The following is a 24,333-nucleotide window of genomic DNA, read 5'->3' on the forward strand; positions in this document are numbered from 1 at the left end:
AAAACGCGAAAGTCTATCGACCGAAGCGGTAATACGTCAAACTCAGGGGCAAAAATCCCGCAAATAGGCGTATTTACGGAAGTTTCACCTGATACGATTACGCCATTCGCCAGATTCCCGCAAACCGTTTCCTTTCACTTCCGCCGCCGCAATGAAGGCCCTGATCATCGAGGACACGCTCACCAGCGCCACCCTGGTCTGCCACCAGCTTGGCAAGATGGGGCTGGAGACCGTGCACGCGCGCGACGGCGAATCCGGCATCGAGCTGTTCAAGGCCGAACGGCCCGACCTGATCCTGCTCGACATCATCATGCCCGGCCTGGACGGTTTCGAGGTGGCGCGGCGCATCCGTCAGCTGGAGAAGGACGGCGAGTGGACGCCCATCATCTTCCTCACCGCGCGCACCGGGGACGAGGATCTGGAACGCGGCATCGAGGTGGGCGGCGACGACTACCTGATCAAGCCGGTCTCCGAGATCGTGCTCAAGGCCAAGGTGCGCGCCATGCAGCGCATCGCCCAGATGCGCTATTCGCTGCTGGTGCTCACGCGCAAGCTCGACGAGGCCAATCGCGAGCTGACCCGGCTGTCCACCGCCGACGGCCTGACCGGCATCGCCAACCGGCGGCGCTTCGACGAGACCCTGCTCAAGGAGTGGCGGCGCTGCGCGCGCGAGGAGCGGCCGCTGTCGCTGCTGCTGATCGACGTCGATTTCTTCAAGCCCTTCAACGACAACTACGGTCACCAGGTGGGCGACGAATGCCTCAAGGCCGTGGCCCGCACGCTGGCGCAGACCCTGCACCGGCCGTCGGACCTGGCCGCCCGCTACGGCGGCGAGGAGTTCGGCGTGATCCTGCCGGGTACGGACGAGCAGGGCGCCCTGGCGGTGGCCGAATCGCTGCGCGAGGCGGTACAGCAACTGGGCATCACGCATCGCTTTTCCGAGGTTGCGCAGGTGGTGACGATCAGTATCGGGCTGGCCTGCATCACGCCGCAACGTGGCAACGAGTCGGGTTTCATCCGTCTGCTCAAGGAAGCGGACGAGGCGCTCTATCAGGCCAAGACTGGCGGGCGGAACCGGGTGACCAAGGCATCCGACAACACCACTGAAAGGGTCGGCTGATGCGTCTTTCCTCCAAGCGGGTAGTCATCGTCGATGACAACGAGAGCATCCGCGTGGTGCTGCGCGCCATTGTTCGCCAGGCCGGGCTGCAGGTGGTCGGCGAGGCGCGCGACGGCAATGGGGCGCTGGAGGTCATCGAACGCTGGCAGCCGGATCTGGTGTGCCTCGACGTCGTCATGCCGGGGCGCGACGGAGTGGAGGTGCTGGCCGAACTCAAGCGCCGTCATCCGCATGTACGCGTGCTGATGATCACCGGCAAGTCGGACCGCGAGACCGTGGAGAGCATGATCCAGCAGGGCGCCAGCGGCATCGTGGTCAAGCCCTTCAATGCCGCGCGGGTCATCGAGACCATCCAGCGCGCCTTTGGCCTGGCCGGCTGAGCCCGGGCCCTCCTCAGAAACAGTCCTTCCAGCGCCGCAGCGCGGCGAAGCACTCCGCGGGCGAGGCGGGCGCCTGCCCCGTGTGCCGCGCCACCGCGGCGATGACCCCGGCCTCATGCACCCGCAGGAAGGGGTTCACCGTGCGCTCCAGGCCTATGCTCGACGGCAGCGTCGGCTCTCCGCGGGCTCGGCGTGCCTCGCAGTCGGCCGCATAGCGGTCGCGCGCCGGATTGTCCGGCTCCACGGCGCGGGAGAAGGCGAGGTTGGCCAGGGTGTATTCGTGGGTGCAGTAAACCGCGGTATCGTCCGGCAGGTCGGCCAGGCGCTGCAGCGAGGCGAACAGCTGCTCCGCGCTGCCGCCCAGCAACCGGCCACAGCCGGCCGAGAACAAGGTGTCGCCGCAGAACAGCAGGCCCGGCGCGTGGTAAGCCACGTGCCCCGCGGTGTGGCCGGGCACGTCGAGTACGGTGAAGCGCTGTCCGAGCGCCGGCAGTTCGACCACGTCGCCCTCGGCGACCGGATGGCTGACCCCGGCGATGGCCTCGGTCGCCGGGCCGAACACCGGCACAGGATGGCGCGCCAGCAGGGCGGCGAGGCCACCGATGTGGTCGGCGTGATGGTGGGTGACCAGGATTGCGGCGAGGCTCAGTGCCTGCGCGGCAAGGTGGCTCTCCACCACCGCGGCGTCGCCCGGGTCGACCACCACCGCGTTGCGCCCGTGGCGCAGCAGCCAGATGTAGTTATCGCGAAAGGCGGGAAGGGGGATAATGGCGTCCATGCCGCAGATTCTGAAGCGCTGACCGCTCATGTCAATTCTCAGTCTGTCCGACTGGCTGGATACCCCGCAGGGGCGCTACCTGCTCGGCTGGGAACAGGAGGGCTTCGACCGCCTGGTGGCCGACCTGTTCGGCTACAACGCGGTGCAGATCGGTCTGCCGGAGGTGGATTTCCTGCGTGCCAACCGCATGCCCTTCCGCTTCCACGCCGACCGGCTGGGCGAGGCGGCGGTGATCACGCGCAGCGAGGCGCTGCCCTTCGCCAGCGCCAGCCTGGATCTGGTGATCCTGCCACACGTGCTGGAGTTCTCCAGCACGCCGCATCAGGTGCTGCGCGAGGTCGAGCGGGTGTTGATGCCGGAGGGCAACGTGATCATCTCCGGCTTCAACCCGTTCAGCCTGTGGGGGCTGCGCAGGCTGGCGGCCCGACGGCGGGGCGCCTTTCCGTGGCGGGGCCAGTACCTGTCGCCCTTCCGCATCAAGGACTGGCTGACGCTGCTCGGTTTCGAGACCCAGTCGGCCGGCTTCGGCTGCTACGCGCCGGCGGTGCGCAGCGAGCAGTGGCTGGCGCGCTGGCATTTTCTCGATCGCGCCGGACCGCGCTGGTGGCCGATCTGCGGAGCGGTGTATCTGATGCACGGGGTCAAGCGCGTGCAGGGGATGCGGCTGATCACCCCGAACTGGCGCGAGAAGCGCGCCGCAGCAAAACGCATGGCACCGATCGCCCAGCGCGGCCGTTCGGTGACCGGAACAAGGAAAACGCAATAGATGGAAGTTGTCGAGATATTCACCGACGGGGCCTGCAGCGGTAATCCCGGCCCCGGCGGCTGGGGTGCCATTCTGCGCAGCGGCGCGCACGAGAAGGAAATCTGGGGCGGCGAGCCGCACACCACCAACAATCGCATGGAACTGCTGGCGGTGATCCGCGCACTCAACGCGCTCAAGCGCCCGGTGGACGCGCGTGTACATACCGACAGCCAGTACGTGCAGAAGGGCATCTCCGAATGGATCCACGGCTGGAAGGCGCGCGGCTGGAAAACCGCCGCCAAGGAGCCGGTGAAGAATGCCGACCTGTGGCAGGCGCTGGACGATGCCGCACGCCGCCACAAGGTGGACTGGATCTGGGTGCGCGGCCACGCCGGCCACGTGGAGAACGAACGCGCCGACGCGCTCGCGCGCCGCGGCGTGGATGCGGTGCGCAAGAGCGGCGCCGCGGTTGAATGCTGAACACAGCAGGGAAGCGAGACAGATGAGACAGATCGTCCTCGATACCGAAACCACCGGCCTGGACTGGCGCAACGGCGACCGGGTCATCGAGATCGGCTGCGTGGAGCTGGTCAACCGCAGCCTCACTGGCCGCCATTACCACGTGTACATCAACCCCGAGCGCGGCATCGACGCCGAGGCGGTGGCTGTGCACGGCATCACCGAGGACTTCCTCGCCGACAAGCCGCGCTTTGCCGACGTTGCGGCCGATTTCGAAGCCTTCGTGCGCGACGCCGAGCTGGTGATCCACAACGCGAGCTTCGACGTCGGCTTCCTCAACCACGAGCTGTCGAGGCTCGGCCGGCCGGCGCTGGATGCGCTGTGCGCCGGGGTCATCGACACGCTGAAGATGGCCAAGGAGCAGAACCCGGGCAAGAAGGCCTCGCTCGATGCGCTGTGCGGGCTCTACCAGGTGGACAATGGCCACCGCACCCTGCACGGCGCGCTGCTCGACGCGGAGATCCTCGCCGAGGTCTACCTGGCGATGACGCGCGGGCAGGAGAGCCTGATCATGGCCCTGGACGAGCCCGCGCCCGGATCGATGGAGGCCGAGGCGGCGCTGGGCGAGCGCCCGGTGCTGGCGGTGCTGCGCGCCAGCGAGGACGAACTCGCGGCGCACGCTGCGGTGCTGCAGGACATCGCCAAGGCCACCAAGGGCCAGTGCCTGTGGCTGCCGCCCGAACCGGCGGAAGCGGAGGCCGGCGCGGCCTGATCCACAGGGGCGCTCGGAATGTGTGAAGAAATCGTAGCGAGCGGGTCGGTGGCAAGGCGCGCGGCGCACAGCGACCGAGACATATCGGATGGATAGGCGAGGGAGCGAGCACCGCGCAACGCCGCCATCGGCCCGCGCAGTAGATTCATTCGCACATTCTCAGGCGGCGGACAGACGCTCGGTGACCGTCTCGGCGATCGCCAGCGCGGCGGTCAGCCCCGGCGACTCGATGCCGAACAGATTGACCAGGCCCGGCACCCCGTGCGTCTGCGGTCCGTCGATGCGGAAGTCCGCAGCGGCCTCGCCGGGGGCGTTGATTTTCGGGCGGACGCCCGAATAGTCCGACGCCAGCGCACCGTCGGGCAGGGCCGGCCAGTAGCGTCGGATTTCGCCGTAGAAGGCTGCCGCCCGCGCAGGATCGACCCGATAGTCGAGCGCTTCCGCATCCGCCGGCAGGTCCAGCCATTCCACATCCGGGCCAAAGCGGGCCCGCCCCTGCAGGTCGAGGGTGAGATGAACGCCCAGACCGGCCGTTTCCGGGACGGGGTAAACCAGCCGCGAGAAGGGCGCGCGCGCCTGCAGCGAGAAGTAGCTGCCCTTGGCGAAGTAGGCCTTGGGCACGTGGGCGGTCGTCAGCCCCTCGATGCGTGCGGCCAGGGCCGGCGCGCCCAGGCCTGCAGCGTTGATCACGGTGCGGGCCACCAGGCGCATCGGCGCCTCGCCACCGGTGCGCAGTTCGATGCCCGCCGCGGTGACCGCAGCGCCCAGTGCCGGCGTGTTGAGCGCGAGGATCGCCCCGTCGGCTTCGGCGTCGCCCAGCAGGGCCAGCATCAGCCCGTGCGAATCGACGATGCCGGTTGAAGGCGAGAGCAACGCGGCTTCGCAGTTCAGTTGCGGCTCCATGCGCGCCGCTTCCGCCCGGTCGATGAACTGCAGGTCGTCCACGCCGTTGGCCCGCGCACGTGCTGCGATGCGTTCGAGTTCGTCGATCTGCGCAGCCGAGGTGGCGACCACCAGCTTGCCGCAGCGCCGGTGGGCGATGCTGCGCTCACGACAATAGGCGTACAGCAGTTCGCGGCCACGCACGCACAGCCGCGCCTTGAGCGAGCCGGGCGGGTAGTACAGGCCGGCGTGAATCACCTCGCTGTTGCGGCTGGAGATGCCGCCACCGAAGCGTTCGCCGGCTTCCAGTACGATCACCTCGCGCCCGGCGGCCGCCAGGGCACGGGCGCACGCCAGGCCGACCACGCCGGCGCCGATCACCACGCAATCGACGTGTTCCATGTCATCCAGGAAAAAACCGCCCTGCGCAACGAGGGCGGGAATACGGGACGCTCAGCGGCGCAGCTTCTCCATCGCGCGCAACACGTCGCGGCGGGAGATCTGGCCGATCAGGCGCTTGCCGTCGACCACCGGCAGGCAGCGGTAGGGGCGGGAGATGAACAGTTCGATGGCGTCAACGAGATTGGCATCCCCTTGCAGCGACAGGACGTCGCGCGCCATGTAGTCCTGCACCAACCCGCCGCGGCCGTCGAAGTAGGACGAGTTCAGCGCGATGCGCAGGCAGTCCTTCTCCGAGAGGAAGCCCACCAACTGGCCGGCATCGTCGGCGACCGGCGCGCCGCTCAGCTGGTGGTGCAACAGTTTGTGGATGGCATCGAGCACATTGGTCTGCGGTTTGAAGGCGAGGTGATCTCCGATCATGTAGTCCTTGACGAGCAGCGACTGCAGCATGATTTCTCCCTATCAGTTGTTGTTCGCTTCGGCTTCTTCCTGGGCTTGCATGCGCGCGAGCCGCTTCGGGCATGGCTTCTCGCAGCCGGCCTCGCACTCCAGCCCCACGCGCCCCAGCCCGCCGCAGCTGCCGCCGATCGGGTTACGGCCGGCGATCACGCCGATGGCCATGCCGGCCACCAGGATGGCAACGATGATGAAGGTGAGGATGAAAATCGTCATGGGGTCGATACGCTCCGTTTGCTGCCCGTATCCGCCCTTGGGGCGAAGCCGTGGTTCATGACCACGATGATACAAGCGGTTTGCACAAATGCCATCAGGTCCTCAGAGGACCAGCCGCCCGCCCGGCAGGCTGCCGGCCTGCTCGAGCCGGGTGACCGTGGGCAGCAGATCCATGCCGGTTCGAGCCTTGAGCTGCTGCGCGCGTTCCCTGAGTTCGCTCGCCGGCAGCACGATCTGCTCGCCGGCGGCGCCGAAGGCCACCACGTTGCCGCTGTCGCAGGACGGGAAAGCGATGGCGCGGTCCTCGAAGGCGGTGATGATGCGCTCCAGGCTAGCGCGAAAGCCGCGCGAGCGGCCGAACAGGTTGACCGCCATCAGCCCGGTATCGGACAGGCGGCTGCGCACCGCCTGGTAGAAGGGCAGGGTGTCGAGCACGCCTGCGCGGGCGTTGCGGTCGTAGCCGTCGACCAGGATGTAGTCGAAGCGGCGCTGGGTGTTCAGCACGTAATCCGCGCCGCAGCCGATGTGGATGGCGAGCCGCGCATCTTCGTCCGGCAGGCGGAAGAACTGGTGCGCGGCGGCGACCACGCGCGGCTCGATCTCCACCACCTGAATGCGCAGCTGCGGGCAATGGTGGTAGAGGAACTTGGTCACCGACGCGGCACCCAGGCCGATCACCAAGGCGGTCTTCGGCCAGCCGTCAGGGTCGCGCAGCAGCAGGCCGGCCATCATCTCGCGCGTGTAGGCCAGTTCCAGTGCATTGGGCTTGCGGATGCGCATCGCGCCCTGGATCCACTCCGAGCCGAAGTGCAGGTAGCGCACGCCGGCTTCCTCGCTGATGTCGATGGGCGTGCTCAAGAGACCAGCCTCTTCAGCTGGTACAAGCGCTCCAGTGCTTCGCGCGGGCTGAGCGCGTCCGGGTCGATGTCCGCCAGTTCGGTGAGCACCGGGTGGGAAGGCGGCTCGGGGTCGTTGTCGGGCAGCGCGGCAAAGAGGTCCGCCTGCGGGCCGCCGGTGATCTCGCGGTTTTCCAGGGCGCGTAGCCGCCGCTTGGCGTCGCGGATCACCGCCGCCGGGATGCCCGCGAGCGCGGCGACCTCGATCCCGTAGCTCTGGCTCGCCGGGCCTTCTTCCAGCGCGTGCAGGAAGACGATGCGGTGGGCGTGCTCGACCGCGTCCAGATGCACGTTGGCGCATTCCGGGTAGTCGGCGTTGAGACGGGTGAGTTCGAAGTAGTGGGTGGAGAACAGCGTCAGGCAGCGGTTCTTCTCCAGCAACTGGCGGGCGATGGCGAAGGCCAGCGCGAGGCCGTCGAAGGTCGAGGTGCCGCGGCCGATCTCGTCCATCAGCACCAGGCTGTGCTCGGTGGCGCCGTGCAGGATGGCCGAGGCCTCGGTCATCTCCACCATGAAGGTGGAGCGCCCGGAGGCGAGGTCGTCGGAAGCGCCGATGCGGGTGAAGATGCCGTCCAGCGGGCCGATGCGCGCAGCAGCAGCCGGCACGAAGCTGCCCACGTGGGCGAGCAGGCAGATCAGCGCCACCTGGCGCATGAAGGTGGATTTACCGCCCATGTTGGGGCCGGTGATCATCAGCATGCGGCGGGTGGGCGCCAGCACGCAGTCGTTGGCGATGAAGTTCTCCACCTGGCGCTCGACCACCGGGTGGCGTCCGCCGGCGATCTCCAGCCCGGGCTGGTCGGAGAAGCGCGGCTGCACATAGCCGTAGCGCAGCGCCGCTTCGCCCAGCGCAGCCAGGCCATCGAGCAGCGCCAGCGCGCGGGCGATGCGCTGCAGCGCCGGTATCTGCGCGGCGAGCGTCTCCAGCAGCTCGTCGTAGAGCAGCTTCTCGCGCGCCAGCGCGCGCTCCTGGGCGGACAGTGCCTTGTCCTCGAAGGCCTTCAGTTCAGGCGTGATGTAGCGCTCGGCGTTCTTCAGCGTCTGGCGGCGGCGGTAGTCGTCCGGCACCTTTTCGGCGTTGGCACGGCTCACTTCGATGTAGAAGCCGTGCACCTTGTTGAACTCGACCTTCAGGTTGGCGATGCCGCTGCGCTCGCGCTCGCGCGCTTCCAGCGCCATCAGGAACTCGCCGCAATTGCTCTGGATGCCGCGCAGCTCGTCCAGGTCGCTATCGAAGCCAGGGGCGATCACCCCGCCGTCGCGCAAGGCCGCAGCCGGCTCGGGCGCTACCGCGCGGATCAGCAGATCGAGGATGTCGACCGGGATGTCGAGCTGCGCACGCAGCGTGCCGAGCAGTTCATCGGCCGGCGTGCCGAGCGCCCCGTGCAGTTCCGGCAGGCGGGCGAGGCTGTCGCGTAGCGCGGCCAGGTCGCGCGGGCGGGCGGAGCGCAAGGCCACGCGGGCGGTGATGCGGTCCACGTCGGCAATGCCACGCAGCGCACTGCGCAGGCTGCCCAGCACGCGGCCGTCGCCTTCGCCCAGCAGCTCGCCAATCGCGCCGTGGCGGCGGGCCGCCTCGAAGCGGTCGCGCAACGGGTGGTGCAGGGCGTGGCGCAGCCAGCGCGAGCCCATGCTGGTGGCGCAGTGGTCGAGCAGCGAGAGCAGGGTGGGGGCCGGTTCGCCGCGCAGGGTTTCGGTGATCTCCAGATTGCGCCGGGTGGCCGCGTCCAGTCGCAGGTACTCGGTCTCGCGCTCCACGCGCAGGCCGGTGACATGCTCCAGGCTCTGGCGCTGGGTGGCCTTGGCGTAGTCGAACAGTGCCGCCGCCGCGCCCAGCGCCACCGGCATGTCCTCGACGCCGAATCCGACCAGGTCGCGGGTGCCGAAATGCCCGGTCAGCAGGCGTTCGCCGGTCTCACCGTCGAACTGCCAGTCGGCCAGCTTGCGCAGCACCGGGGCAAGCTGCTGCAGCAAGGGCAGGGCAAGGCCGTCGGGTGCCAGCACCTCGGCCGGACGCAAGCGCTCGAATTGAGTCTGCAGCGCCTCGCTCGGGCACTGCATGATGCGCAGGTCGCCGTTGGCCAGATTCAGCCAGGCCAGGCCCAGGGTGCCGCGGTGCAGATTCACCGCCATCAGCAACGAATCGCTGCGGTCGTCGAGCAGCGCGGCGTCTGTAAGCGTGCCGGGGGTGACGATGCGGCTCACCGCACGCTCCATCGGCCCCTTGGTCGCACCCGGTTCGCCCACCTGCTCGGCAATCACCACCGATTCGCCCAGCTTCACCAGGCGCGCCAGGTACTGCTCCACCGCGTGGAAGGGCACCCCGGCCATCTTGATCGGCGTGCCGGCCGACTGCCCGCGCGTGGTCAGCGTGATGTCGAGCAGGCGCGCGGCCTTCTCGGCGTCCTCGAAGAACAGCTCGTAGAAGTCGCCCATGCGGTAGAACAGCAGCGTGTCCGGGTGCTGCGCCTTGAGGCGCAGGTACTGCTGCATCATGGGGGTATGGGCTTCCAGCGCCTGGGCGGCCTGGGAAACGGCGGACAATTCGCTCTTCATCGGGACAACGGGCGGGGTGGGTGCGGCTGCGAAGGGCGCATTTTGATCGAGTTCGATCGCGGACGCACGCGCTTCCTGCCGGAAGCGACCGTGGGTTCGATCGCCCGAATGCCACGAATCCCGCCCGGCATGGAAGAATTGGGCATCAGGCATGTGCCGGCTCCCCACGGCCCGCCTATCCTGGGATGGGAGGACATACCATGAACATGGAAGACATACGCGCTGCCGTGCTTGCGACTCTTGGGGCCATCGTGCCGGACCTCGATCCGCGCGACATCCGGGCGGAGCGCCCCTTGCGCACCCAGCTCGATCTCGATTCCATGGACTGGCTGAACGTGATCGTCGGCTTGCACGAGCGGCTCGGTGTGGCCATTCCCGAGACCGACTACGGGCGGCTGGGGAGCCTGGACGAGATCGTCGGCTACCTGGACGGCCGACTGGCGCGCGAGCGCCGGGAGTAAGGCGCCATGGCTGACTACCCCGCCGATCTGGAGCGCGTTCGCACCCTGTTCGATGGCAGCCAGGTAACGATCCGTCCGATCCGCCGCGAGGATGCGCCGATGGAGCAGGACTTCGTGCGCCACCTGTCGCCCGACTCGCGCCATGCGCGCTTCATGGGCACGCTGAACGAACTGCCCGCCAGCAAGCTGAAGTATCTGACCGATATCGACTACGAACGCCATCTGGCGCTGGTGGCGGTGGTCCGGCGCAACGGATGCGAGGTCGAGATCGGCGTCGCCCGCTATGTGGTCGGCCCGGATGCCGACAGCTGCGAGTTCGCGATCGCGGTGGATGATGCCTGGCAGGGCAGCGGCGTCGCAGGTGTGCTGATGCTCGAACTGATGGAGGCCGCACGACGGCGCGGGCTGAGGCTGATGGAAGGCTTTGTGCTGGCCACCAACCACAAGATGCTCAAGTTCGCCCGCCAACTGGGCTTCGACGCCCGGCGGGCGGCCGACGATCCCAACACGATCCACGTGTGGCGCAGCCTGCAGCCTGACCGGCCTGGGCCGTGAGAGCCTTGGCTCCCGCGCAGATTGCGCTCGCCAGCCTTGACCCGAACTCGCGGCCGCCGACACCAAACCACCTGCCGGCAGATGAGCGACTACCCCCGTCGGCGCACGGAAAAGCGGGCGCTGCACCGGGGGCAGGCCCGCGTTCGTAGGCCGCTCGCTCAGGCCTGCATGGTGGCCGGGCGCCAGGCCTGGATGATGGGCAGCAGTTGCGCGAAGATCTTGGGCGCGCCGGCCACCACGTTACCGGTGGTCAGGTAGTCGGCCTCGCCGGCCAGATCGGACACCAGCCCGCCGGCCTCCTGGATCAGCAGCACGCCGGCGGCCATGTCCCAGGGCGACAGCCCCAGCTCCCAGAAACCGTCGATGCGCCCGCAGGCCACCCAGGCCAGATCCAGCGCCGCGGCGCCGGGGCGGCGGATGCCGGCGGTCTTCTGGGTGAGTTCCTTGAACATCGCCAGGTAGGCGTCCACATGGTCGAACTGGCGGAAGGGGAAGCCGGTGCCGATCAGCGACTCGTTCAGGCGGACGCGTTTGGACACGCGGATGCGGCGGTCGTTGAGATAGGCGCCGCGGCCCTTGGAGGCGGTGAACAGCTCGTTGCGATTGGGGTCGTAGATCACCGCGTGCTCCAGCACGCCGTTCTTGGTCTGTGCGATGGAGATGGCGTACTGCGGGAAGCCGTGGATGAAGTTGGTGGTGCCATCCAGCGGGTCGATGATCCACTGGTACTCCGCGTTCGCCGCATCGCCGGCCTCGCCGGACTCCTCTGCTAGAATCGCGTGTTCCGGATAGGCCTCGCGCAGCACGTCGATGATGGCCGCTTCCGCGGCGCGGTCCACTTCGGTGACGAAGTCGTTCGGCGACTTGGACTGCACCTTGAGCAGGTCGAGATCATTGGAAGCGCGGTTGATGATGCTGGCCGCCTTGCGGGCTGCCTTCACGGCGATGTTCAGGGTGGGGTGCATGCGCGTCGTCTCGCGTAAGGGAAGCGCCGTCACGGCCGCTTCCGCAGGAATGAAAACTAAAAACGTTGAATTTTAATATGAACAGCGCCCTCGCGCTCGACCGCGTCCACATCGTACTTTCCCGCACATCCCACCCGGGCAACATCGGCGCCGCCGCGCGCGCCATGAAAACCATGGGATTGTCGCAACTGTGGCTGGTGGCGCCGCAGGAACACCCCAGCCGTGAGGCCTGGGCGCGTGCGTCCGGCGCGATCGACGTGCTCGACGCCGCCCATGTGGTGCCCACCCTGCAGGAGGCGCTGGCCGGCACCGTGCTCTCCGCTGCGGTCACCGCCCGTCGCCGCGAGCTGTCGCTGCCGCGCATGCATGCCCGCGAGGCGGCCGTGGAGTTGCTGCAGCACACCGCGGCGGGCGAGGTGGCGCTGGTGTTCGGCAACGAGACCAGCGGGCTGACCAATGAAGAGGTCGCCCTGTGCGGGATGCCGGTGAGCATCCCCGCCAATCCCGACTACTCCTCGCTCAACCTGGGCGCGGCGGTCCAGCTGCTGTGCTACGAACTGCGCATGAGCGCACTGGCCCCGCAGCCGCCTTCCGACCCGCTGCCCCAGCTTGCCACGCACGACGAGGTCGAGGGCTTCTTCGCGCATCTTGAGCGCGCCAGCACGCAGAGCGGCTTTCACGACCCGGCCAACCCCAAGCGCCTCCTGCCGCGCCTGCGCCGCATGTTCGGGCGCACCCGGCTGGAGCGCGAGGAGGTGAGCATCCTGCGTGGTCTGCTCACTAGCTTTGAGCGCAAAGTTGATTAAAATAGTCGGAAATTCCGTACCGACCACCTCAAGAGGCACCCCGGATGTTCGAACACCTGCGTGAAGACCTGGCCAGCGTTCGCGAGCGCGATCCCGCCGCCCGTTCCACGTGGGAGGTGCTGACCTGTTACCCGGGCATCCACGCGCTCATCCTGCATCGCCTTGCGCATGCCGCCTGGAAGCGCGGTTTCTACTGGGTCGGACGATTCGTCAGCCATCTGGGCCGCTTCCTCACCGGCATCGAGATCCACCCCGGCGCGCGCATCGGCCGGCGGGTGTTCATCGACCACGGCATGGGCGTGGTGATCGGCGAGACCGCCGAGATCGGCGACGACTGCACGATCTACCAGGCGGTGACCCTCGGCGGCACCTCGCTGTACCGTGGCGAGAAGCGTCACCCGACGCTGGGCAAGGGCGTGGTGGTCGGGGCGGGCGCCAAGGTGCTGGGTGGTTTCACGGTCGGCGACGGTGCCAAGATCGGCTCCAACGCGGTCGTGGTAAAGCCTGTTCCGGCCGGCGCCACCGCGGTTGGCAACCCGGCGCGCGTCCTCGACCCCGAGCGCGACAGCGCCCGCGAGCAGAAGGCCGAGCAGATCGGTTTCTCGGCCTACGGGGTGACCCGCGACATGGACGATCCGGTCTCCAAGGCCCTGCATGGACTGCTCGATCACGCGGTCGAAACCGACCGCAGGTTCGAGGTGCTGGTCAAGCGCCTCGAGGCGGCCGGCTTCAAGCTGGATGGCGAGGTGGAAGCCACTGACGCCTTTGATCCTTCGCGTCTTTCCAAGATGGTCGATTAGTTGACCGATTTTGTCGGGATACGTATAGTTGAGCGAAACGTTCGGGTATTGAGCCAGGCTCCGGTTTCCGAACGCCATCCGCTCACATGTGCGAGGAACCATCATGAGACTGACCACCAAGGGACGATTTGCCGTGACGGCGATGATCGATCTGGCCTCGCGGCAGACCGACGGACCGGTCACCCTGGCCGGCATTGCCGAACGCCAGAGCATTTCCCTGTCCTACCTCGAGCAGCTGTTCGGCAAGCTGCGCCGCTACAAGCTGGTCAGCAGCGTGCGCGGCCCCGGCGGCGGCTACCGCCTGGCGCGTGACATGAAGGACATCACCGTGGCCGACATCATCGTCGCGGTCGACGAGCCGCTCGATGCCACCCAGTGCGGCGGCAAGCAGAACTGCCACGACGAGCACGTCTGTCTGACGCACGACCTGTGGACCAACCTCAACAAGCGCATGTACGAATACCTGGCGTCGGTGACGCTTTCCGCGCTGGTGCATCGCGAGGTGAAGGCCGAGCCCGACGTCAGCATCATCGTCGACGTGCGCCGCCGCGCGATGACCTCGCTGCGCGAGGCCATGTCCGCCTGAGTTCGTCCCCATGTTCGCGCCCACCTACCTCGACTGGAACGCCACCACGCCGCTCGACGCCGTGGTGCGCGAGGCCATGCTGCCCTGGCTGGACGGCCGCTTCGGCAACGCGTCCAGCCGGCACGAGTACGGCCGGCAGGCGAGGGCGGCGATCGACGAAGCGCGCGCCCGGGTGGCCGCGGCGGTTGGCGCCCATCCGACCGAGGTGGTGTTTACCAGCGGTGGCTCTGAGGCGAACAACCTCTTCATCAAGGGCGCCGCGGCGCTGATGAAGCCCGGCCTGGTGGCGGTGAGCGCAATCGAGCACCCCTGTGTGCGCGAGCCGGCACGGCAGCTGCGCCGGCAGGGCTGGACCCTGCGCGAGATCGCGGTGGATGCGGAAGGGCGCATTGACGACGCTGACTGGCAGGCCACGATGGCGGCCCGCCCGGCGCTGGTGTCGGTGATGCTGGCGAACAACGAGACCGGCGTATTGCAGGACATCGACGCGCTGGCCGTACAGACGCGTGCCGCGGGTGCATGGATGCACACCGACGCGGTGCAGGCGCTGGGCAAGATTTCGGTGGATTTCCGCGCGCTGGGCGTGCATGCGCTCACGCTCTCCGCCCACAAGATCGGCGGTCCGCTGGGCGCCGGTGCGCTAGTGCTGGACAAGCGTGTGGAGCTCGCGCCGCTGATCGCCGGCGGCGGACAGGAACGCGGCCTGCGCTCGGGTACCGAGAACGTGGCAGCCATCGTCGGCTTCGGCGTGGCCTGCGAACGAGCCATCGCACGTCAGGCGGAGGAGGCGACCCGGCTCGCGGCGCTGCGCGACGAACTCGAAGCCGCCCTGCGCGCGCACGACGTGACCGTGTTTTCCGCGGCTGCCCGGCGACTGCCGAACACCGTATTCTTCGCGGTCGACGGCATCGACGGCGAGACCCTGGTCGCCAAGCTCGACCGCGCGGGCTTTGCCTGCGCCAGCGGCTCGGCCTGTTCCAGCGCCAACCCCGAGCCTTCGCATACCCTGCTGGCGATGGGCGTGGCGCCCGACACCGCGCGCGGCGCGGTGCGAGTGAGCCTCGGGCGGGACACCACCGCCGGGGACCTGGAGCGTTTCCGCACATGCTTTGCCGGAACGCTCGAAGAATTGAAGAACCTGACCGCGATGGCGGTCTGAACGAAGTATCGAATCGCGCACGGAGAGACGCAATGCTCAAGTTTCCGATCTACCTCGACTACTCGGCGACCACCCCGGTGGATCCGCGCGTGGCCGAGAAGATGATTCCCTGGCTCACCGAGCACTTCGGCAACCCTGCCAGCCGCTCGCACGCCTATGGCTGGGAAGCCGAGAAGGCGGTGGAAGATGCGCGCGCCCAGGTTGCCGCGCTGGTCAATGCCGACGCCAAGGAGATCATCTGGACCTCCGGCGCCACCGAATCGAACAACCTCGCGATCAAGGGTGCGGCCCACTTCAACCAGGGCAAGGGCAAGCACATCATCACGCTGAAGACCGAGCACAAGGCGGTGCTCGACACCGTGCGCGAACTCGAACGCGAGGGTTTCGAGGCCACCTATCTCGACGTGCAGGAGAACGGCCTGATCGATCTCGACGTGCTGCGCGCCGCGATCCGCCCGGACACCACGGTGGTGTCGGTGATGTTCGTGAACAACGAGATCGGCGTGATCCAGCCGATCGCCGAGATCGGCGAGCTGTGCCGCGAGAAGGGCGTCGTCTTCCATGTGGATGCGGCGCAGGCCACCGGCAAGGTGGATATCGACCTGTCCGTGCTGAAGGTGGACCTGATGTCCTTCTCGGCGCACAAGACCTACGGCCCCAAGGGCGTCGGCGCCCTGTACGTGCGCCGCAAGCCGCGGGTGCGCCTGGAAGCGCAGATGCACGGCGGCGGCCACGAGCGCGGCCTGCGCTCGGGCACCCTGGCCACGCACCAGATCGTCGGCATGGGCGAGGCCTTCCGCATCGCCCGCGAGGACATGGTGGAAGAGAACAAGCGCATCCGTGCCCTGCGCGACAAGCTGCTCAAGGGCCTGCAGGACATCGAGGCGACCTATGTGAACGGCGACCTGGAGCACCGCGTCCCGCACAACCTGAACATCTCCTTCGCCTACGTGGAAGGCGAGTCGCTGATCATGGCGATCAAGGACGTGGCGGTGTCCAGCGGTTCGGCCTGCACCTCGGCCAGCCTGGAGCCGTCCTACGTGCTGCGCGCGCTGGGGCGCAACGACGAGCTGGCGCACAGCTCGATCCGCTTCACCATCGGCCGCTTCACCACCGAAGAAGAAGTCGACTACACCATTGCCCTGCTGCACAAGAAGATCGGCAAACTGCGCGAACTCTCCCCGCTGTGGGAGATGGTGCAGGAAGGCGTCGATCTCGACACCGTGCAGTGGGCCGCGCACTGACACAGAGATACAGGAGTACACACCATGGCATACAGTGAAAAGGTCCTGGACCACTACGAAAACCCCCGCAACGTCGGCTCCTTCGGCAAGGACGAGGAAGGCGTGGCCACCGGCATGGTGGGCGCACCGGCCTGTGGCGACGTGATGAAGCTGCAGATCAAGGTCGGCAAGGATGGCGTCATCGAAGACGCCAAGTTCAAGACCTACGGCTGCGGCTCGGCGATCGCCTCCAGCTCGCTGGTCACCGAATGGGTCAAGGGCAAGACCATCGACCAGGCGCTGGAGATCAAGAACACCCAGATCGCCGAAGAACTCGCGCTGCCGCCGGTCAAGATCCACTGCTCCATCCTCGCGGAAGACGCGATCAAGGCCGCGGTGGCCGACTACAAGAAGAAGCACGAAGCCTGAAACACACGGGAGTCCGACACATGGGCGTCACTCTGAGCGAAAGCGCTGCCAAGCACGTCAACAACTTCATCGCCAAGCGCGGCAAGGGCTACGGCATCCGCCTCGGCGTGCGCACTTCCGGCTGCTCGGGCATGGCCTACAAGCTGGAGTTCGTCGACGAGACGCATGACGAGGATCTGGTGTTCGAGAGCCACGGCGTCAAGGTCGTGGTGGACCCGAAGAGCCTGCCCTACATCGACGGCACCGAGCTCGACTTCGTGCGCGAAGGCCTGAACGAAGGCTTCAAGTTCAACAACCCGAACGTCAAGGACGCCTGCGGCTGCGGCGAGAGCTTCAACGTCTGAGTCCGGCTACAGGGATAACAAGACTCGCCATGAGCATCGACCTGCAGCAGGATTTCTTTGCCTTGTTCGGCCTGCCGCGCCGCTTCGAACTGGACGAAGCGGCCCTGGAGCGGGCCTTCCACGACCTGCAAGGCGAAGTCCACCCGGACCGCTACGCCCATCTGCCCGACGCCGACAAGCGCCGCTCCATGCAGTGGGCCACCCGGGTCAATGAAGGCTTCCGAACGCTGAGAAAGCCGCTCAGCCGGGCGATGTATCTGCTCGAACTGGCCGGCATCGATCCCGCGCTGGAAACCAACACCGCCATGTCGCCCGAGTTCCTGATGGAACAGATGGAATGGCGCGAAGCGGTAGAGGAAGCGCGCAGCGCCGGCGAAGCGGACGAACTCGAACGCCTGCATGTGCGCCTGCGCCAGCATGGCCGCGACATGCTCTCCGAACTGCACCGGTCGCTGGACGAACACCAGGACCTGGAAGCGGCTGCCGACATCGTGCGGCGGCTGATGTTCGTGGAGAAACTCCAACACGAAATTGACGACGCCCTCGAGGCGCTGGAAAGCTGATGGCATTGCTGCAGATCGCCGAACCCGGCATGTCCACCGAACCCCATCGCCATCGACTGGCGGCGGGCATCGACCTGGGCACGACCAACTCCCTGGTGGCCACGGTGCGTAACGGCATCGCGGTCTGCCTGGCCGACGAGCAAGGCCGCACCATGTTGCCCTCGGTGGTGCACTACAAGGCCGACGGCAGCATCGAGGTGGGGCGGGCGGCGATGGCCGCGCAGGCGCAGGACCCGCGCAACACCATCGTCTCGGTCAAGCGTTTCATGGGCCGCGGGATGAAGGACGTCACACACGTCGAATCCAGCCCCTACGACTTCGTGGACACCCCGGGCATGGTGCGCCTGCGCACCGTGCAGGGTATCAAGAGCCCGGTGGAGGTCTCCGCCGAGGTGCTCAAGGTGCTGCGCGCGCGCGCCGAAGCCTCGCTGGGTGGCGAACTGGCCGGCGTGGTCATCACCGTGCCGGCCTACTTTGACGACGCCCAGCGCCAGGCCACCAAGGACGCCGCCACGCTGGCCGGCCTCAACGTGCTGCGCCTGCTCAACGAACCGACCGCGGCGGCGGTGGCCTACGGCCTGGACAACGCCTCCGAGGGCATCTACGCGGTGTACGACCTCGGCGGCGGAACCTTCGACCTGTCCATCCTCAAGCTGTCGCGCGGGGTGTTCGAGGTGCTGTCCACCAATGGCGATGCCGCGCTCGGCGGCGACGACTTCGATCACCGCCTGTTCTGCTGGATCCTCGACAAGTCCGGCATCGAGCCCCCGTCATCGGAAGACGCCCGCCGCCTGCAGATGAAGGCGCGCGAGGTCAAGGAACTGCTCACCGCCAGCGAGGAAGCGCCGGTGAAGGTGAAGCTGGGCAGTGGCGAGGAGGTGAACCTCACCGTCACCCGCCAGGATTTCGAGAGCATGACCGAGCATCTGGTCAGGAAGACGCTGGCACCGATGCGCAAGGCGCTGCGCGATGCCGGCCTCGCTCCCGACGAGGTCAAGGGCGTGGTCATGGTCGGCGGCGCGACGCGCATGCCGCAGATCCAGCGTTCGGTGGCGGAGTTCTTCGACCAGGAGCCGCTGACCAATCTCGACCCCGACAAGGTGGTGGCGCTGGGCGCGGCCATCCAGGCCAACGTGCTGGCCGGCAACCGCAAGGACGAGGACGACTGGCTGCTGCTCGACGTGATCCCGCTGTCGCTCGGCCTGGAGACCATGGGCGGGCTGACCGAGAAGGTCATCCCGCGCAACTCCACGCTGCCGATCGCGCGCGCGCAGGAATTCACCACCTTCAAGGACGGCCAGACCGCGATGGCCTTCCACGTGGTACAGGGCGAGCGCGAGCTGGTGTCCGACTGCCGCTCGCTGGCGCGCTTTGAGCTGCGCGGCATCCCGCCGATGGTGGCGGGGGCTGCGCGCATCAGGGTGACCTTCCAGGTCGATGCCGACGGCCTGCTGTCGGTGTCGGCGCGCGAGATGTCCTCGGGGGTGGAGGCCAGCGTGCTGGTCAAACCGTCCTACGGCCTGAGCGACGACGAGATCGCCGGCATGCTGCGCGAGGGGGTGGATCACGCCGGCGACGACATGCTGGCCCGCGCCCTGCGCGAACAGCAGGTGGAGGCCGACCGCCTGGTCGAGGCCACCGAACACGCGCTGGAGCAGGACGGCGACCTGCTCGACCCGACCGAACGCGACGCGGTCGATGCCGCGATCGCCGCCCTGCGGCAGGCGCGTGACGGCAAGGACCATCGCGCCATCAAGCAACACATCGACGCGCTGTCGCGCGCCACCGACGAATTCGCCGCCCGGCGCATGGACCGCAGCGTGCGTTCCGCCCTGGCCGGCCACAAGGTTGACGAGATCGAGCTATGACCCAGGTAATCGTGCTGCCCCATGTCGAGTTGTGCCCGGACGGTGCGGTGATCGAGGCCACGCCCGGCGATTCGATCTGCGACAGCCTGCTCAACAACGGCATCGAGATCGAACACGCCTGTGAGAAGTCCTGTGCCTGCACCACCTGCCACGTGATCGTGCGCGAGGGCTTCCAGTCGCTCAACGAGGCGGAAGAAGAAGAGGAAGACCTGCTCGACAAGGCCTGGGGCCTGGAGGCGCAGTCGCGCCTGTCCTGCCAGGCCATCGTCGGCGAAACGCCGTTGGTGGTGGAGATTCCGCGCTACACGATCAACATGGCCCGGGAGGGCAAGCACTGATGAAGTGGACCGAAGTCGAAGAGATCGCCATCCAGCTCGCCGACGCCCACCCGGAGGTCGACCCGACGAAGGTGAACTTCGTCGACCTGATGAACTGGGTAATCGCACTGCCCGAGTTCGACGACGACCCCAAGCATTGCGGCGAGCGCATCCTCGAAGCGATCCAGCAGGCCTGGATCGACGAGATGGACTGAAACGCGGAGCGTAGCCATGACCACCGAAACCAACATCTACGATTTCAGTACCCGCGCACTCGACGGCGAGGCCATGCCCCTGTCGCGCTTCCGCGGGCAGGCGTTGTTGGTGGTGAACGTGGCCAGCGAGTGCGGCCTGACCCCGCAGTACACCGGCCTGCAGGCCTTGCACGAGGCTTTCGCCGGCAAGGGCTTCAGCGTCATCGGCTTTCCCTGCAACCAGTTCGGCGCGCAGGAGCCGGGCGACGCGGCGCAGATCGCCATGTTCTGCGAGAAGAATTACGGCGTGAGCTTCCCGCTGAGCGAGAAGATCGAGGTGAACGGCCCCGGTGCCCATCCGCTGTACAAGTGGCTGTGCGCCGCCGCACCGGGGGTGCTGGGCACCGAAGCCATCAAGTGGAATTTCACCAAGTTCCTGATCGACCGCCAGGGCAGGGTAGTGGCGCGTTACGCACCGACCACCACCCCGGAGGCGCTGGCCGCGGACGTCGAAAAACTGCTCGACACGCCCGCCGGCTGAAACCGGCCGGCTTCAGTAGCCGTTGCCGGTGGCGTCTGCCGCCTCGTTCAGCGACAGCCAGTACACTCCCATCTGCCCGACCGCCTGGATGAAGCGCTCGAAGTCCACCGGCTTGCGGATGTAGCTGTTCGCGCCCAGGCGGTAGGCTTCGCGGATGTCCTGGACTTCACGCGAGGTGGTCAGCACCACCACCGGCAGCAGCGCGGTGCGTTCGTCCGCGCGTATGCGGCGCAGCACCTCCAGCCCATCGATCCGCGGCAGCTTGAGATCCAGCAGGATCACCGCCGGCATGAGTGCAGCATCCCGCCCGGCATGGCTGCCGGTGCCGAACAGGTAGTCGATGGCCTCGACGCCGTCGCGCGCCACGACCACCGGGTTCTCGATACGGTTCTTGCTGAACGCCCGCAAGGTCAGGGCTTCGTCGTCCGGGTTGTCTTCGACCAGCAGGATGGGACGTCCGGGGGGCATTGCGTTCTCCTAGGGCAGATCCTCGTAGCGCAGCACGAAGACCATGTCGTCGCCTCCCCGGGTCGACAGCCACACCAGCGGCAGGTCGGGGAAGGCTTCTTCGACGATGTGGCGGTTATGCCCGACTTCTACGGCCAGGACGCCGCCCGGGTTGAGATGATTCCTGCCCTCGGCCAGCAGACGACGCACCACATCCAGCCCGTCCTCGCCCGCACCGAGCGCCATCTGCGGCTCGTGCAGGTATTCCGGCGGCAGGCTGGCCACCGCCTCGGCGGTGACATAGGGCGGATTGCTGACGATGAGGTCGAAGCGCCGCCCGGCAAGCCCGCTGAACACGTCGCTATGCACCAGCTCTATGTGGTCCTCCAGGCCATAATCGGTCACGTTGCGGCGTGCCACCTCCAGCGCATCGTCGGAGAGATCGGCCGCCACGATGTCGGCGTCCGGGAAGGCGTGCGCCATCAGGACCGCCAGGCAGCCGGAGCCGGTACACAGGTCCAGCGCGCTGCCGACCGCTTCGGGATCCTCCACCCAGGGCGCCAGCCCGTCCTCGAGCAGTTCGGCAAAAAAGGAACGCGGGACGATCACCCGCTCGTCAACGTAGAAGCGGAATTCGCCCAGCCACGCTTCGTTCACCAGATAGGCGGTCGGCACCCGTTCGTCCACCCGCCGGTTGATGCGATTGAAGACTTCATCACGTTCTTCCGAAGCGATGCATGCATCCAGGAAGGGCTCCAGGCGGTCCAGGGGCAGGTTCAGCGTGGCCAGGATCAGCCAGGCGGCCTCGTCGTAGGCATCGCTGCAGCCGTGGCCGAAGAACACGCCGCCGCGGTTGAAACGGGTGACCGCATAGCGCAGCCAGTCGCGGACGGTGACCAGTTCGGCCAGCGGGCCGTGTTCATGAACGTGGTCGTCGTCGTGGTCGTCTTCGGGATGATGGTCGTTCATCAGGATCTCAGTTCGCCGGAGCGAGCAACAGGTTTTCGAGGGTGCGGCGGTAGATGGACGACAGCGCCTCGATCGCATCGACTGCGACGCATTCGTTCACCTTGTGGATGGTGGCGTTCACCGGCCCGCATTCCACCACTTCGGCGCAGATGTCGGCGATGAAGCGGCCGTCCGAGGTGCCGCCGGTGGTGGACAGTTCGGTGTCGACGCCGGTGGTCTCGCGGATGGCCTCGCTCACCGCGGCGACCAGGCGGCCGCGGCCGGTGATGAAGGGCTTGCCCGACAGGTGCCAGTCCAGTTCGTACGCCAGGCCGTGCCGATCGAGCACCTCATGGGTACGGGCCTTCAGCGACTCTGCGGTGCTGACCGAGGCAAAGCGGAAGTTGAACAGGACTTCGCAGGTACCGGGAATGATGTTGGTGGCACCGGTGCCGGCGTGGATGTTGGACACCTGCCAAGTGGTCGGCGGGAAGAACTCGTTGCCCTCGTCCCAGCGGATCGCCGCGAGTTCGGCCAAGGCCGGCGCCAGCTGATGCACCGGGTTGCGCGCGAGATGCGGATAGGCCACGTGGCCCTGCACGCCCTTGACGCGCAAGCTGCCGGAGAGCGACCCGCGGCGGCCGTTCTTGATCATGTCGCCGAGCGTGTCCACCGAGGTCGGCTCGCCCACCACGCACCAGTCCAGGCGCTCGCCGCGGGCCGCCAGGGCCTCGACGACCTTGACGGTGCCATGGGTGGCCACGCCTTCCTCGTCGGAGGTGAGCAGCAGGGCGATGGAGCCTTCATGATCAGGGTGCGCGGCGACGAAGGCCTCGATGGCGGTGACGAAGGCCGCCAGCGAGCTCTTCATGTCGGCCGCGCCGCGTCCGTAGAGCATGCCGTTGCGGATCGTGGGCTCGAAGGGCGGGCTCTGCCAGGCGTCCAGCGGTCCGGTGGGCACCACGTCGGTGTGTCCGGCAAAACACAGGATGGGGCGGGCGGTACCGCGCCGGGCCCACAGGTTGGAGACGCCGCCGGTGTCGATGCGCTCCAGCACGAAGCCCAGCGGGGCAAGGCGGGCAGCGATCAGTTCGAGGCATCCGGCATCCTCGGGGGTGACCGAGTTGCGGGCGATCAGCTCGCAGGCGAGGGCGAGCGTGGGGGAATTCGGGTTTGGGGTCATGTGGTGATTATTGGTATCGGTGCAAGCGGCTGCGCCCGTTCCGCAGCGGATCAGTGCTCGTGTTCCTCGTCCACGTGCAGGGTGAACTCACGGAAGGAGGTGCCGTCCGGCTGGGTGCGTTCGAAGTCGATGATGGGCGTGTCGTTGCCGCCCTTCGGCTCCTTGGTGGTGTCGGTGATCTGGGCGTTGTTGATCAGCCAGTGCAGGTTGGTGGGCGAGTCCGCATTGGCCAGTGCCTCGTCCAGCGTGATGGTCTTGCTGTGGAAGAGATTGAACAGATCCTGCTCGAAGGTCTGCGAACCCGGCGCCAGGCTCTGCTCCATCGCCTCCTTCACCTCGTTCAGCTCGCCGCGCTCGATCAGTTCCGCGACGTGGCGGGTGTTCATCAGCATCTCCACCGCCGGAATGCGCTTGCCGTCGGGCTTGCGCACCAGGCGCTGGGAGATGATGCACTTGAGCGCCACCGCCAGGTCGAGGTAGAGCAGCGGGCGGTTTTCCAGCGGGAAGAAGTTAACGATGCGGTTCAGCGCGTGGTAGGCGTTGTTGGCGTGCAGCGTGGCCAGGCACAGGTGGCCGGTCTGCGAGTAGGCGAGTGCGGCTTGCATGGTTTCGCGGTCGCGGATCTCGCCGATCAGGATGCAGTCCGGCGCCTGGCGCATGGCGTTGCGCAGCGCCTCGTGCCAGCTGTGGGTGTCGATCCCCACCTCGCGCTGGTTCACCACCGACTTGCGGTGCTTGAACAGGTACTCGATCGGATCCTCGACCGTGAGGATGTGGCCCGACTTGTTGCGGTTGCGGTGGTCGATCATCGACGCCAGCGTGGTCGACTTGCCCGAACCGGTCGCACCCACCACCAGGATCAGGCCGCGCTTCTCCATGACCACCTCGGCCAGCGAGTTCGGCAGCCGGAGCTCGTCCAGGGTGGGGATGTCGCCCTGGATGTAGCGCACCACGATGCCGATGCTGTTGCGCTGCCAGAAGACGTTGACGCGGAAATTGCCCAGGTCCCGCCGCCCGAAGGAGAGGTTCAGCTCCTTGTCGTGCTCGAAGCGTTCGATCTGCTCCGCGCTCATCATCTCGTAGATCATCCGCTTGATCATGGATGGCTCCATGACCTGCTGGTTGATCGGCATGGTGTGCCCCTGGATCTTGATGTGGATCGGCGCGCCGGCCGAGACGAAGAGGTCGGATGCGGCCTTGTCGGCCATCAGCTGGAACAGCTTGTCGAACATCATCGCGGTGCGCTCCGGGGTGGCGTGGGGCGGGAGAGGAGGGCGCCGGG

At 67.2% G+C, this 24,333-nt stretch carries 30 protein-coding genes; 19 read left to right on the forward strand and 11 right to left on the reverse strand.

All coding sequences use genetic code 11. The features are described 5' to 3' along the window. Positions 1 to 151 precede the first annotated feature (151 nt). Positions 152 to 1,120: a diguanylate cyclase gene (locus IAI53_RS06005; RefSeq protein ID WP_187717213.1), complete on the forward strand. Its 969-nt coding sequence runs from the start codon at positions 152 to 154 to the stop codon at positions 1,118 to 1,120. After that, positions 1,120 to 1,500 carry a response regulator gene (locus IAI53_RS06010; RefSeq protein ID WP_187717214.1) on the forward strand — a complete coding sequence of 127 codons (381 nt, stop codon included), beginning with the start codon at positions 1,120 to 1,122 and terminating at the stop codon, positions 1,498 to 1,500. The genes IAI53_RS06005 and IAI53_RS06010 overlap by 1 nt, the downstream gene beginning before the upstream one ends. 13 nt (positions 1,501 to 1,513) lie before the next feature. Here the strand turns inward: IAI53_RS06010 and gloB are convergent, their stop codons facing one another. Then, the gene (gloB, locus tag IAI53_RS06015; protein ID WP_187717215.1) at positions 1,514 to 2,278 is read right to left on the reverse strand and encodes a hydroxyacylglutathione hydrolase; all 765 of its coding nucleotides are present in this window, start codon (positions 2,276 to 2,278) and stop codon (positions 1,514 to 1,516) included. A gap of 28 nt (positions 2,279 to 2,306) precedes the next feature. Between gloB and IAI53_RS06020 the strand changes: the two genes are divergently transcribed. Genes IAI53_RS06020 through dnaQ form a run of 3 tightly spaced genes read left to right on the forward strand, consistent with a single transcriptional unit; the run spans position 2,307 to position 4,254 of the window. Then, entirely contained in the window at positions 2,307 to 3,044 is a 738-nt protein-coding gene (locus IAI53_RS06020; RefSeq protein WP_187717216.1) for a class I SAM-dependent methyltransferase, read from the forward strand. After that, the gene (gene rnhA, locus IAI53_RS06025) at positions 3,045 to 3,503 is read left to right on the forward strand and encodes a ribonuclease HI (RefSeq protein WP_187717217.1); all 459 of its coding nucleotides are present in this window, start codon (positions 3,045 to 3,047) and stop codon (positions 3,501 to 3,503) included. Between the two features lie 22 nt (positions 3,504 to 3,525). Beyond that, complete coding sequence (gene dnaQ / locus IAI53_RS06030; protein WP_187717218.1) at positions 3,526 to 4,254, forward strand: DNA polymerase III subunit epsilon; 729 nt, start codon at positions 3,526 to 3,528, stop codon at positions 4,252 to 4,254. Between the two features lie 159 nt (positions 4,255 to 4,413). Here the strand turns inward: dnaQ and IAI53_RS06035 are convergent, their stop codons facing one another. The 5 genes from IAI53_RS06035 to mutS form a co-directional block, all read right to left on the reverse strand. Beyond that, positions 4,414 to 5,538 (reverse strand): NAD(P)/FAD-dependent oxidoreductase, encoded by a 1,125-nt coding sequence (locus tag IAI53_RS06035; RefSeq protein ID WP_187717219.1) that lies wholly within the window; start codon positions 5,536 to 5,538, stop codon positions 4,414 to 4,416. Positions 5,539 to 5,589: 51 nt separating this feature from the next. Then, entirely contained in the window at positions 5,590 to 5,988 is a 399-nt protein-coding gene (locus IAI53_RS06040; RefSeq protein WP_187717220.1) for a CBS domain-containing protein, read from the reverse strand. 12 nt (positions 5,989 to 6,000) lie between these two features. Continuing rightward, a complete protein-coding gene (nqrM, locus tag IAI53_RS06045) occupies positions 6,001 to 6,210 on the reverse strand; it encodes a (Na+)-NQR maturation NqrM (RefSeq protein ID WP_187717221.1) in 210 nt (69 codons plus the stop codon). Positions 6,211 to 6,312: 102 nt separating this feature from the next. Then, positions 6,313 to 7,068: a fused MFS/spermidine synthase gene (locus IAI53_RS06050; protein WP_187717222.1), complete on the reverse strand. Its 756-nt coding sequence runs from the start codon at positions 7,066 to 7,068 to the stop codon at positions 6,313 to 6,315. After that, positions 7,065 to 9,662 (reverse strand): DNA mismatch repair protein MutS, encoded by a 2,598-nt coding sequence (gene mutS / locus IAI53_RS06055; protein ID WP_187717223.1) that lies wholly within the window; start codon positions 9,660 to 9,662, stop codon positions 7,065 to 7,067. Before mutS ends, IAI53_RS06050 begins: the two co-directional genes overlap by 4 nt. Before the next feature lie 206 nt (positions 9,663 to 9,868). Here mutS and IAI53_RS06060 point away from each other — a divergent pair, with 206 nt between their 5' ends. Together IAI53_RS06060 and IAI53_RS06065 are read left to right on the forward strand one after the other, a co-directional pair. Next, a complete protein-coding gene (locus tag IAI53_RS06060) occupies positions 9,869 to 10,123 on the forward strand; it encodes an acyl carrier protein (RefSeq protein ID WP_225433144.1) in 255 nt (84 codons plus the stop codon). Positions 10,124 to 10,129: 6 nt separating this feature from the next. Next, positions 10,130 to 10,678 (forward strand): GNAT family N-acetyltransferase, encoded by a 549-nt coding sequence (locus IAI53_RS06065; protein ID WP_187717225.1) that lies wholly within the window; start codon positions 10,130 to 10,132, stop codon positions 10,676 to 10,678. Positions 10,679 to 10,836: 158 nt separating this feature from the next. On the opposite strand, the gene IAI53_RS06070 is transcribed toward IAI53_RS06065, so the two are convergent. Then, positions 10,837 to 11,643, reverse strand: coding sequence for an inositol monophosphatase family protein (locus tag IAI53_RS06070; RefSeq protein WP_187717226.1), 807 nt, complete (start codon positions 11,641 to 11,643; stop codon positions 10,837 to 10,839). A gap of 77 nt (positions 11,644 to 11,720) precedes the next feature. Between IAI53_RS06070 and IAI53_RS06075 the strand changes: the two genes are divergently transcribed. The 12 genes from IAI53_RS06075 to IAI53_RS06130 all read left to right on the forward strand — a co-directional run bounded on the left by IAI53_RS06075 (position 11,721) and on the right by IAI53_RS06130 (position 20,473). Continuing rightward, positions 11,721 to 12,449, forward strand: a complete 729-nt coding sequence (locus IAI53_RS06075) for an RNA methyltransferase (RefSeq protein WP_187717227.1) — start codon at positions 11,721 to 11,723, stop codon at positions 12,447 to 12,449. A 44-nt stretch (positions 12,450 to 12,493) separates the two neighbouring features. Next, positions 12,494 to 13,249 carry a serine O-acetyltransferase gene (gene cysE, locus IAI53_RS06080; protein WP_187717228.1) on the forward strand — a complete coding sequence of 252 codons (756 nt, stop codon included), beginning with the start codon at positions 12,494 to 12,496 and terminating at the stop codon, positions 13,247 to 13,249. Between the two features lie 103 nt (positions 13,250 to 13,352). Continuing rightward, positions 13,353 to 13,835 carry a Fe-S cluster assembly transcriptional regulator IscR gene (gene iscR, locus IAI53_RS06085; protein ID WP_187717229.1) on the forward strand — a complete coding sequence of 161 codons (483 nt, stop codon included), beginning with the start codon at positions 13,353 to 13,355 and terminating at the stop codon, positions 13,833 to 13,835. Positions 13,836 to 13,845: 10 nt separating this feature from the next. Next, complete coding sequence (locus tag IAI53_RS06090; RefSeq protein WP_187717230.1) at positions 13,846 to 14,994, forward strand: cysteine desulfurase family protein; 1,149 nt, start codon at positions 13,846 to 13,848, stop codon at positions 14,992 to 14,994. Between the two features lie 32 nt (positions 14,995 to 15,026). Then, positions 15,027 to 16,238, forward strand: coding sequence for an IscS subfamily cysteine desulfurase (locus IAI53_RS06095; RefSeq protein ID WP_187717231.1), 1,212 nt, complete (start codon positions 15,027 to 15,029; stop codon positions 16,236 to 16,238). Positions 16,239 to 16,262: 24 nt separating this feature from the next. Next, a complete protein-coding gene (gene iscU, locus IAI53_RS06100; RefSeq protein ID WP_187717232.1) occupies positions 16,263 to 16,646 on the forward strand; it encodes a Fe-S cluster assembly scaffold IscU in 384 nt (127 codons plus the stop codon). A gap of 20 nt (positions 16,647 to 16,666) precedes the next feature. Next, positions 16,667 to 16,990, forward strand: a complete 324-nt coding sequence (iscA, locus tag IAI53_RS06105) for an iron-sulfur cluster assembly protein IscA (protein ID WP_187717233.1) — start codon at positions 16,667 to 16,669, stop codon at positions 16,988 to 16,990. Between the two features lie 29 nt (positions 16,991 to 17,019). Beyond that, entirely contained in the window at positions 17,020 to 17,553 is a 534-nt protein-coding gene (hscB, locus tag IAI53_RS06110) for a Fe-S protein assembly co-chaperone HscB (RefSeq protein WP_187717234.1), read from the forward strand. Further along, positions 17,553 to 19,421, forward strand: coding sequence for a Fe-S protein assembly chaperone HscA (hscA, locus tag IAI53_RS06115; RefSeq protein WP_187717235.1), 1,869 nt, complete (start codon positions 17,553 to 17,555; stop codon positions 19,419 to 19,421). Before hscB ends, hscA begins: the two co-directional genes overlap by 1 nt. Then, positions 19,418 to 19,759: an ISC system 2Fe-2S type ferredoxin gene (gene fdx, locus IAI53_RS06120; RefSeq protein ID WP_187717236.1), complete on the forward strand. Its 342-nt coding sequence runs from the start codon at positions 19,418 to 19,420 to the stop codon at positions 19,757 to 19,759. Before hscA ends, fdx begins: the two co-directional genes overlap by 4 nt. Then, a complete protein-coding gene (iscX, locus tag IAI53_RS06125) occupies positions 19,759 to 19,953 on the forward strand; it encodes a Fe-S cluster assembly protein IscX (RefSeq protein ID WP_187717237.1) in 195 nt (64 codons plus the stop codon). Before fdx ends, iscX begins: the two co-directional genes overlap by 1 nt. Positions 19,954 to 19,969: 16 nt before the next feature. Beyond that, on the forward strand, positions 19,970 to 20,473 hold the full coding sequence (locus IAI53_RS06130) for a glutathione peroxidase (RefSeq protein ID WP_187717238.1): 504 nt from the start codon (positions 19,970 to 19,972) through the stop codon (positions 20,471 to 20,473). A gap of 12 nt (positions 20,474 to 20,485) precedes the next feature. On the opposite strand, the gene IAI53_RS06135 is transcribed toward IAI53_RS06130, so the two are convergent. Genes IAI53_RS06135 through IAI53_RS06150 form a run of 4 tightly spaced genes read right to left on the reverse strand, consistent with a single transcriptional unit; the run spans position 20,486 to position 24,286 of the window. Next, the gene (locus IAI53_RS06135) at positions 20,486 to 20,941 is read right to left on the reverse strand and encodes a response regulator (RefSeq protein WP_187717239.1); all 456 of its coding nucleotides are present in this window, start codon (positions 20,939 to 20,941) and stop codon (positions 20,486 to 20,488) included. 9 nt (positions 20,942 to 20,950) lie between these two features. Beyond that, complete coding sequence (gene prmB, locus IAI53_RS06140) at positions 20,951 to 21,889, reverse strand: 50S ribosomal protein L3 N(5)-glutamine methyltransferase (protein ID WP_187717240.1); 939 nt, start codon at positions 21,887 to 21,889, stop codon at positions 20,951 to 20,953. Positions 21,890 to 21,896: 7 nt separating this feature from the next. Beyond that, positions 21,897 to 23,051 carry a succinyl-diaminopimelate desuccinylase gene (dapE, locus tag IAI53_RS06145; protein ID WP_187717241.1) on the reverse strand — a complete coding sequence of 385 codons (1,155 nt, stop codon included), beginning with the start codon at positions 23,049 to 23,051 and terminating at the stop codon, positions 21,897 to 21,899. A gap of 50 nt (positions 23,052 to 23,101) precedes the next feature. Further along, complete coding sequence (locus tag IAI53_RS06150) at positions 23,102 to 24,286, reverse strand: PilT/PilU family type 4a pilus ATPase (RefSeq protein ID WP_187717242.1); 1,185 nt, start codon at positions 24,284 to 24,286, stop codon at positions 23,102 to 23,104. Between the last annotated feature and the right edge of the window lie 47 nt (positions 24,287 to 24,333).

The sequence above is a fragment of the Thauera sedimentorum genome, from assembly GCF_014489115.1.
Lineage (GTDB): Bacteria > Pseudomonadota > Gammaproteobacteria > Burkholderiales > Rhodocyclaceae > Pseudothauera > Pseudothauera sedimentorum.